The sequence below is a fragment of the Emticicia sp. genome (assembly GCF_043780375.1).
GTDB lineage: Bacteria > Bacteroidota > Bacteroidia > Cytophagales > Spirosomataceae > Emticicia.
Window position 1 is genome coordinate 1 of record NZ_JAYWCU010000165.1, and the last position, 8528, is coordinate 8528.

Consider the following 8528-nt stretch of genomic DNA (forward strand, 5'->3'; position numbering starts at 1 on the left):
CCTTTACAATAAAAGCGGCATGACGCACGAAAATTTGGTAAAGTTTAAGCGATTAAAAGACCCTCAAACGGGAGAATATAAAAACTATCAATATCCTCAATTTATTGATATTCCTTTCAAGCCTGAAACTGATGAATATCCTTACCCAATTGAGGCTTCCGGCATGACTTACGATGGTCTTCACCCTTCGGATAAAGGCTTTGAAGTGATTACAAATATGCTTGTAAAGGTGATGAAGAAATATTAATTTCAACGAAAACAGTCGCATAAAGTATTGGCAATCAATACTTTATGCGACTGTTTTATTAACTTTTTTCTACACTAAGACATTGAGATGTAATTCCATTAGGACAACTTCTCTACAAATTTTTATTCAAATAACTTATCATACTGATTTCCCGAAGGTTTGCTTGAAGAAACAGTATTTCCTGCGATGAGTGCTTTTTTATCATCTCCTAAAAGCAACGAAACGCCTTCTTTTTCCCATTTCTCCAACATATTTAAACCTTCTTCCTCAAAAACACCATTTTGTAAATCAATCGAATCCATAAAATTTGACGAAACTTCCATGAAACGTTGCATTTCACCTACTTTTTGACTCACATCGTCGGTGATAGACTCCATTGCCATATCAAACATTTGGCGTTGGTCTTTGTCTCCATTCAAGATATTCATTGCCGAACGCATAGCAGAATGACTCGCACGAATCGCCTTACGCTCTTGCTCTTTTACTATTACTTGGTCTTTTATATCTTCGAGCATAACTTCCGAATTTTCGTACATTTTTCCTAAAACTCTGTACAAAATTTCCATTTTTTTGTACAAATCATCTAATTTTAAATTAGATTCCTGCAAACGTCCAGCCTTACGAGCTTTCAAAACCATCATTGCTTGTTTGTCGGTTTCTTTGGCTTTACTTGCCAAACTCAAGTCGTTTTGAATTTGCTTTTTATTGTTGTCAATAATCGTTTTCAGATTTATCATTTGCCCCTTCAACTTTGAAATCTGTTGGTTCATTTTACCCAAATTGCCTTGCAATTCGTCAATATAAGTTTTCAAAATGCCAATTGGGTCAAGTTGCACAAAAAGTCCAGTAAACCACCGCATTATACTCTTATAAATATAGAAAATAAGATTACGCATTTTGGGGTCAAGCACCATATAAATAACGGCCGCCAAAGCTATAAGCAAGCCCGCCAAATAAAGCGTATTAGATGCCAAAGTGATTAAAACGGGCAATGCTTGGTATAATAAATAACCGCCTCCGAGCAAAACACCTGCAGCAAAGAGCATACCTGTTGTCCCTTCAGGACGATTCCAAAATGATTTTGGTTTAGATTCTTGTAGTTCCATTGTTGTTAAACCCCCAGCCCTAAAGGGGAGTTTTTGTTTTTTAGATTAATGCCATTGAGAGTAGGACAAATGCTCTTTTTGGTTTAGGTATGTTTTTTTAACTATTATTTATTGATACAAGGGCAGCCCCCTGCATCGACATTTATTTTAAATATTTCTTCATATTCTCTACATCTTGCCCGATTTGACCAATCAAATCATTGTAAGTTGCGTGAAAATCGCTTAATGTTGTTTCAATTTTGATGACTGCGTCTGAGATTTCAGCTTTCATTTTTTCCATATCGTCTTGATGTGTTTTTATTTCCTGCGTCAGTCGCACAATTTGCTCACTTTTAGCTTTCATAGTTGCATCAAGGTCAGTAATGGCTTTTTCTTTACTCCCAATTTGCTTTTGGCGTTGCAAACTTACTGATTCTTGAAATTTTGAATCTTCAGACTTTAATATATTCAGATAAAACTGAGCCGATTCATTGAGCTTTTGAGACGTTATACCCATTGCTTGTGCAGCTGCAAAAGCCGAAAAATAACGAGTTTGTTCGTCCATCGGCATTTTAGAAAGTGTTTGAAGTGATTTTTTATACTCCAAATAATCAAATCCTTCTTGGTTATGGGTTTCCATTGCCCCAAACAAAATATCATAAAATTTGTCGGAAACTTTACCATTAGTTGGTATAACAGCCACAGGTGTAACACTTGTTGCGGCAGGTTTTGAAGCAGGCTCTGCCCCTTTTACATCAAGAGGAGTTTGTAATACAAAAATGCCTTTCAGTTTTGATAAAAAATCGCTCATTGGTTTGGTTTATATATGCTTTAGGCTATACGCTTTAAGCTATTTTGATTTAAAATTTAAATTTTTTATTTTTTGCCTAATTCTTAAAGCAATAAACTGAGGCAAATCTTCCTGTTATTTAAAGATTCTACAAATATTTTCACACAATCCAAGTAAAAAAGGTGTCGAATGGCTAAATTTAGTGATGATTTTCCAAAATAAATTATTCTGATAAAAAATTTATATGAAATCATACCGAATCTATTAAATTTGTGTGGTTAACCTCTTGTATAGACAAGCTTAGTTTATGAAAACCTTCAATATTTTTGTTTTAAGTACAGCTACCGCAGCCATCGTTGGAACGATGGCTTTCAGCTTCAATCCATTTTCAAATGAAGTTGATTTCAACACCCAAGTGAAACCTATCTTGAATAAACATTGTGTGGCTTGCCATGGAGGTGTTAAAAAAGCGGCAAATCTTAGTTTTTTGTTTTCACAAGAAGCTATTAATACCAAAGGAAAATCAGGAAAAATAGCAATAATTCCAAGTGATGCCGAACATTCAGAGTTCTATAAACGCCTCATCAGCAATGATTTAGATGAAAGAATGCCCAAAGGCAAAGACCCATTGACGAAGGAAAATATTGAAGTTTTGAAAAAATGGATTGAACAAGGTGCAAAATGGGGCGAGCATTGGGCATACCAAAAACCTGAAAAAGCTGATGTACCTTCGATTGGTGGTTTTTTTGCAAGAATTGGTCTTTTCAAAGATGATGAAACTCGTTTTGCCAAAAATGAAATCGACCATTTTGTATTAGATAAACTCAAAAAAGAAGGACTTACGCACGCACCCGAAGCCGATAAGGGTACTTTACTCCGACGTGTATATTTAGATTTAACGGGCTTACCTCCTACCGAGCAGCAAGTACAAGATTTTTTGACTGATAAATCGGAAAATGCTTACGAAAAAATTGTTGATAAACTACTTGCTTCACCAGCCTATGGCGAACGTTGGGCGGCTATGTGGCTCGATTTGGCTCGCTATGCCGATACTAAAGGCTACGAACGTGATGTTTACCGAAACATTTGGAGATATCGAGATTATGTAATCAAGGCATTTAATGAAGATAAGCCTTTCGACCAGTTTACTATTGAACAATTGGCAGGTGATTTATTACCACAAGCTACTGATAATCAGCTCATTGCGACAGGTTTCCATCGAAACACAATGACAAATGACGAAGGTGGAACCGTGGACGAAGAGTTTAGAGTTGCCGCTATGATTGATCGTGTGAATACTACTTTTGATGTTTGGCAAGGTACAACTTTAGCCTGTGTTCAGTGCCATACCCACCCTTACGACCCATTTGTGCATGACGAATATTACAAAACAATGGCGTTTTTTAATAATACCCGTGACGAAGATGTGGTGAGTGAAACACCTTATTTGCGTTTCTACAAAAAAGTAGATTCTACTAAAATTGAGGAAGTGAAAAACTGGATTTTGGCAAATGGGGGTTCATCAAAGGTACATGATTTTGAGAAGTTTGTGAAGGTTTTAGAGCCAAAATTCAATTCGCATGATGTTGAACAACTTTCGGTTGGCACATCTACTTTGATGGATTCGAAATATCTTGGTTTACAACACACAGGCTATGGTCGCTTGAAAAAAGTAACATTGACAGGTAAAAATCGCTTGGTAATGACCTTTAATACTAATAACGAAAAAGGAACTCTACAAATAAAGGATAATGCTTTAGATGGAAAAACAATTTTGACGATTCCTATTTTTAAAACTCGTGATACAGTAATGTTTTATACATTACCAAAATTGGAGGGTAAACATGATTTGTATTTTGTTTTTACCAATCCAAAAACACCGAAAGAATGGTTGCAAATTAAGTGGTTGTCATTTCAAAATACCTTTGCAGAAACACCTGATTATCAGGCTGTTGAAACAAAGTATAAAGAAATATTAAACGCCAAAGCTGACTATGCACCAGTCTTAATTGAAGGAATGGGAGATTTGGCAAGAAAGCAACAAATTTTTGAACGAGGAAATTGGCTCGTAAAAGGTAAAGAGGTGAAGCCAGATGTGCCAAAATATTTATCAAAAATGCCAAAAGACTATCCACGAAATAGGCTTGGTTTTGCCAAATGGCTGGTCAATAATGAAAATCCTTTGACGGCACGGGTAGCAATCAATCGTTTTTGGGAACAAATTTTTGGTACAGGAATAGTAGAAACTGTAGAAGATTTTGGTACGCAAGGTTCTGCTCCGACTCATCCCGAACTACTTGATTATCTGGCAGTTTCATTCCAAACTGACATGAAATGGAGTATTAAAAAATTGCTCAAAACAATTGTTTTGTCAGGCACATATCGCCAATCTTCGACAGTAAATAATACACTTATTGAAAAAGACCCTTATAACAGATTTTTAGCTCGTGGACCTCGCATTAGACTCTCGGCAGAGCAAGTGCGTGACCAAGCTTTATTAGTCAGCGGGCTTTTATCTAAAAAAATGTATGGTAAAAGTGTAATGCCTTATCAACCCGATGGCTTGTGGCAATCGCCCTGGAGTGGAGAATCTTGGAAAACGTCGAATGGTGAAGACAAATATCGTCGAGCAATTTATACTTTTTGGAAACGTACTTCGCCCTACCCTTCAATGATGTCGTTTGATGCTCCAAGTAGAGAGTTCTGTCAGTCACGTAGGTTACGCACTAATACGCCTCTGCAAGCACTCGTTACCCTCAACGACCCTGCTTATATAGAAGCGGCACAAGAATTAGCAAAAACGATGATGAGGAAAGGAAAAAGCCCCGAAGCACAGATTCAGGCTGGTTTTAATATGATTATGATGCGAAATATTGACGAGCGAGAACTTCAAATTTTAACAAAACTTTATCGCCAAACCGAGCTACAATACCGCAAAAACCCTGTCGAAGCCTATAAGTTCTTTGGTCGCTCCGATACTTCGCCCGCATTGGCAGCAATGGCGGTTACGGCAAATGCTATGCTAAATTTGGATGAAATTGTTACAAAGGAATAGTATTGAATAATTCTAAAAAAAAATCCCGTTTCACAGTATATATAAAATTTGTACATTCAATCTTAATCTAAAAAACTACAACAAAAACGATGAAAAGAAGAGATTTTCTGCAAAAAAGTGCTTTAGCATTGGCTGGTACAGCTGCTCTTTCGAGCGAGTTATTGGCTCTAAAACCTAAAAAAGGAATAGTTGGGATTCAGCTATATTCTATTAGAGATGATATGAAAAAAGACCCATTGGCTAACTTGAAAAAAGTAGCCGAAATGGGTTATACTGATGTTGAACACGCCAATTATATTAACCGTAAATTTTATGGTTATTCTGCTAAAGAATTCCGTAAAATATTAGATGATTTAGGGCTAAAAATGCCAAGTGGACATACTGTAATGGGTAGTAAACATTGGGACGAAGCCAAAAACGATTTTACTGATTCTTGGAAACAAACCGTTGAAGATGCTGCTATTTGTGGGCAAAAATATGTCATTAGTCCTTCTTTAGATATAAGTATGCGTAAGGATTTAGACCAATTGAAGCATTTTATGGATGTTTTTAATAAATCGGGTGAACTTTGTCAAAAATCAGGAATGAAATTTGGTTACCATAACCACGACTTTGAATTTAGCCTAAAGCTCAGTAGTGTTAGAGTTTATGACATTATTATGCAAAATACCGATCCAAAACTCGTTGCTCAACAGTTAGACATTGGTAATATGTATGGTGGTGGTGGCAGAGCTTTAGATTTGCTTGCACAATATCCTGGCAGATTTGAATTGATGCACGTAAAAGACGAAATCAAAAGTGAAAGCGAACATGGCGGTTGGGAAAGTTCGATTTTGGGCGTAGGTGTTATCGGAACAAAAGAGGTAATTGAAGTGGGTAGAAAAATGGGTGGCACTAAATATTTCATTATTGAGCAAGAATCTTATCAAGGCAAAGCCCCACTTGATGCTATGAAAGAAGATTTGGCAATTATGAAAAAATGGGGATATTAAAATTAATTAAGAATCTATTTTCAATATTTATTTCCATCACAGAAAGAGAAGACTAAAATCTTCTCTTTTTTATGTTTAAAATGGCAAAATACAAAGATTAATAATGCCCGAAGCTGATAAACAACTTTATAGACAATTATTCAAGCCTGTTTTTATACCTAAAAACACCATCATTGAGCTGGCAGGTACGATTCACCCATATCCATTTATCGTATCAGGCTTTATAAGTTAGAAGATTTTCAAATAAAAGCAGTTATGACAGGGAAATGAAATAATATGAAATTGTCACTTCACCAATTTTCGATACAATTCAGTTTTTGAAGGGTCAACGACTGAAAGTAAAGCAAAGGCCTTTTGTTTTTCGTCTTTGGTTGCTTCCGAAAAAATATTGAGCATTTCTTGATTTTTGGCATTCATAAAACTATTCAGTAACACCGAGTTTGCCCGCAATTGCTGCATCGTTTTTATCGAATTCAGAAATTCTAATACTTGTTTTCTTCCACCAACAGGGTCGGTGGTAAAATTATCCAAAACAATGCGGTGATAATTATAAAAACCTTCCCGAAAAGGTAAAAGTTGTTGGTTTTGAAGATTTTCAACTAACCAATAACGATTTCGTTGGTCGCCCGATTGTTCCCACCCTGCTTGCCCAGCACTTGAAGCCAAGTTTGCAATATTATAAGCTCTTTGTAAAAATTGGCTTCCTCCTGTTTTGCCAAAACTATCGTAGTCTAAAGTCAGAGCAATTGTTGAGTAAAAACCCAAAATAGAAGTCAAATTATTAGAAAAAGTTTGTTCATTGAATACCATCTGGCGGTCTTCAGGCGAAAACGAAACATTAAAATTCCTATCCACATAGCTTAATATTAAGGTTTCGTAAATGCTATTAAACACTGGACGAATGACTTGAAACTGAGCATTTCCTTGAAAAACATTCTGTTGTGGCGATTTCGTAAAAGTAATGATCAAATTACATTTGATGCGTTCATCTTGACTATAAATATCATTTGTCCAACGTTTATTATTCATAAAATCGCTAATAGCTATTTTCATGTCCACAAAAACCTGCTTTTCTGATGCTTGTTGGGCATTTATTTGGTCTGAAATAATGGTTACATTGCAGTTTAATTCCTGTGCTTTTAGTACCGTACAGTTAGCAATTAATAACATCAACAATATTTTTTTCATTGAATGTAGGGGACGTATCATATACGCCTTATTTTTTTATAATCGTTTTCAAAATGTCCTGTGCAACTTCTTTTTTAGTCTTCAATTCAAAATCAGACACATTGCCTGCACGGTCAATGATTTTGATTTTGTTTGTATCATAACGAAAACCCGCCCCACTATCTTGCAAAGAATTTAAAACAATGAAATCAAAATTTTTGCGTTCGAGTTTTCCTTTAGCATTTTCAAACTCATTATCGGTTTCTAAGGCAAAACCTACAACAATTTGTCCAGCTTTTTTCTCTTTTCCTAAAGTTGCTGCAATGTCAGTCGTTTTGGTCATTTCAATATTGAAAATAGCCTCTTTTTTCTTAATTTTTTTGTCTGCCACGTGCAACGGTGTATAGTCGGCAACGGCCGCAGATAAAATCACAATGTCACTTTCTGAAAAATACTTTGCGGTAGCTTCATACATTTGTTGAGCCGACAGTACTTTTTCAATTTTTACGCCGATTGGAAAAGGAATAGAAACTGGGCCACTGACGATTGTAACTTCCGCCCCCGCCATTTCAAAAGCCTCGGCAATAGCAAAGCCCATTTTTCCTGAAGAATGATTACTAATAAATCTCACAGGATCTATCGCTTCTTGCGTTGGACCAGCCGTAATCAAAATTTTCTTGCCTTTCAAATCTAAATTCTTTGAAAAAAGCCTGATCAATTGATACAAAATTTGCTCAGGTTCGGCAAGTCGTCCCTCTCCAACCAAGCCACTTGCTAATTCGCCAAATTCAGCATTGATTATTTCGTTTCCGTATGATTGTAGTTTTCTAAGGTTCTCAACTGTACTTGGGTGAATGTACATATCTAAGTCCATTGCAGGGGCAAAAAACACTGGGCATTTTGCAGATAAATAACTGGCTATCAACAAATTATCAGCGATTCCGTTGGCACATTTGGCAAGTGTATTTGCCGACGCGGGAGCAATAATCAACACATCTGCCCATATTCCAAGCTCTACATGGTTGTTCCATTCGCCAGTTTCACTATTAGTAAATGAAGAAAGGACAAGATTTTTTGATAGCGTAGCAAGTGTTAAAGGTGTAATAAAAGCTTGAGCAGCACTGGTCATAATTACTTTTACTTCTGCTCCTTCTTTTACTAATAGTCGAACTAATAATGCCGATTTATAAGC

7 protein-coding genes and 1 pseudogene are annotated in these 8528 nt (G+C 36.1%); 4 read left to right on the forward strand and 4 right to left on the reverse strand.

Annotation, left to right across the window (positions count from 1 at the left end):
- Positions 1-247: pseudogene (locus tag ACH2CJ_RS13100) on the forward strand (SGNH/GDSL hydrolase family protein); the annotation flags it as partial.
- A 122-nt stretch (positions 248-369) separates the two neighbouring features.
- On the opposite strand, the gene ACH2CJ_RS13105 reads toward ACH2CJ_RS13100, so the two are convergent.
- Together ACH2CJ_RS13105 and ACH2CJ_RS13110 are read right to left on the reverse strand one after the other, a co-directional pair.
- Entirely contained in the window at positions 370-1353 is a 984-nt protein-coding gene (locus ACH2CJ_RS13105) for a hypothetical protein (protein WP_394993295.1), read from the reverse strand.
- A 142-nt stretch (positions 1354-1495) separates the two neighbouring features.
- A complete protein-coding gene (locus tag ACH2CJ_RS13110; RefSeq protein WP_394993296.1) occupies positions 1496-2143 on the reverse strand; it encodes a hypothetical protein in 648 nt (215 codons plus the stop codon).
- 286 nt (positions 2144-2429) lie between these two features.
- On the opposite strand from ACH2CJ_RS13110, the gene ACH2CJ_RS13115 reads away from it, so the two are divergent.
- From ACH2CJ_RS13115 to ACH2CJ_RS13125, 3 genes are all read left to right on the forward strand, one after another.
- Positions 2430-5177: a DUF1553 domain-containing protein gene (locus ACH2CJ_RS13115; protein ID WP_394993297.1), complete on the forward strand. Its 2748-nt coding sequence runs from the start codon at positions 2430-2432 to the stop codon at positions 5175-5177.
- Positions 5178-5266: 89 nt separating this feature from the next.
- Positions 5267-6169 (forward strand): sugar phosphate isomerase/epimerase family protein, encoded by a 903-nt coding sequence (locus ACH2CJ_RS13120; protein WP_394993298.1) that lies wholly within the window; start codon positions 5267-5269, stop codon positions 6167-6169.
- Between the two features lie 103 nt (positions 6170-6272).
- Complete coding sequence (locus tag ACH2CJ_RS13125; protein WP_394993299.1) at positions 6273-6401, forward strand: hypothetical protein; 129 nt, start codon at positions 6273-6275, stop codon at positions 6399-6401.
- A 53-nt stretch (positions 6402-6454) separates the two neighbouring features.
- On the opposite strand, the gene ACH2CJ_RS13130 is transcribed toward ACH2CJ_RS13125, so the two are convergent.
- Together ACH2CJ_RS13130 and coaBC are read right to left on the reverse strand one after the other, a co-directional pair.
- Positions 6455-7357: a DUF4835 family protein gene (locus tag ACH2CJ_RS13130; RefSeq protein ID WP_394993300.1), complete on the reverse strand. Its 903-nt coding sequence runs from the start codon at positions 7355-7357 to the stop codon at positions 6455-6457.
- Between the two features lie 28 nt (positions 7358-7385).
- On the reverse strand, positions 7386-8528 hold a 1143-nt coding region (gene coaBC, locus ACH2CJ_RS13135), incomplete at its 5' end, for a bifunctional phosphopantothenoylcysteine decarboxylase/phosphopantothenate--cysteine ligase CoaBC (protein WP_394993301.1).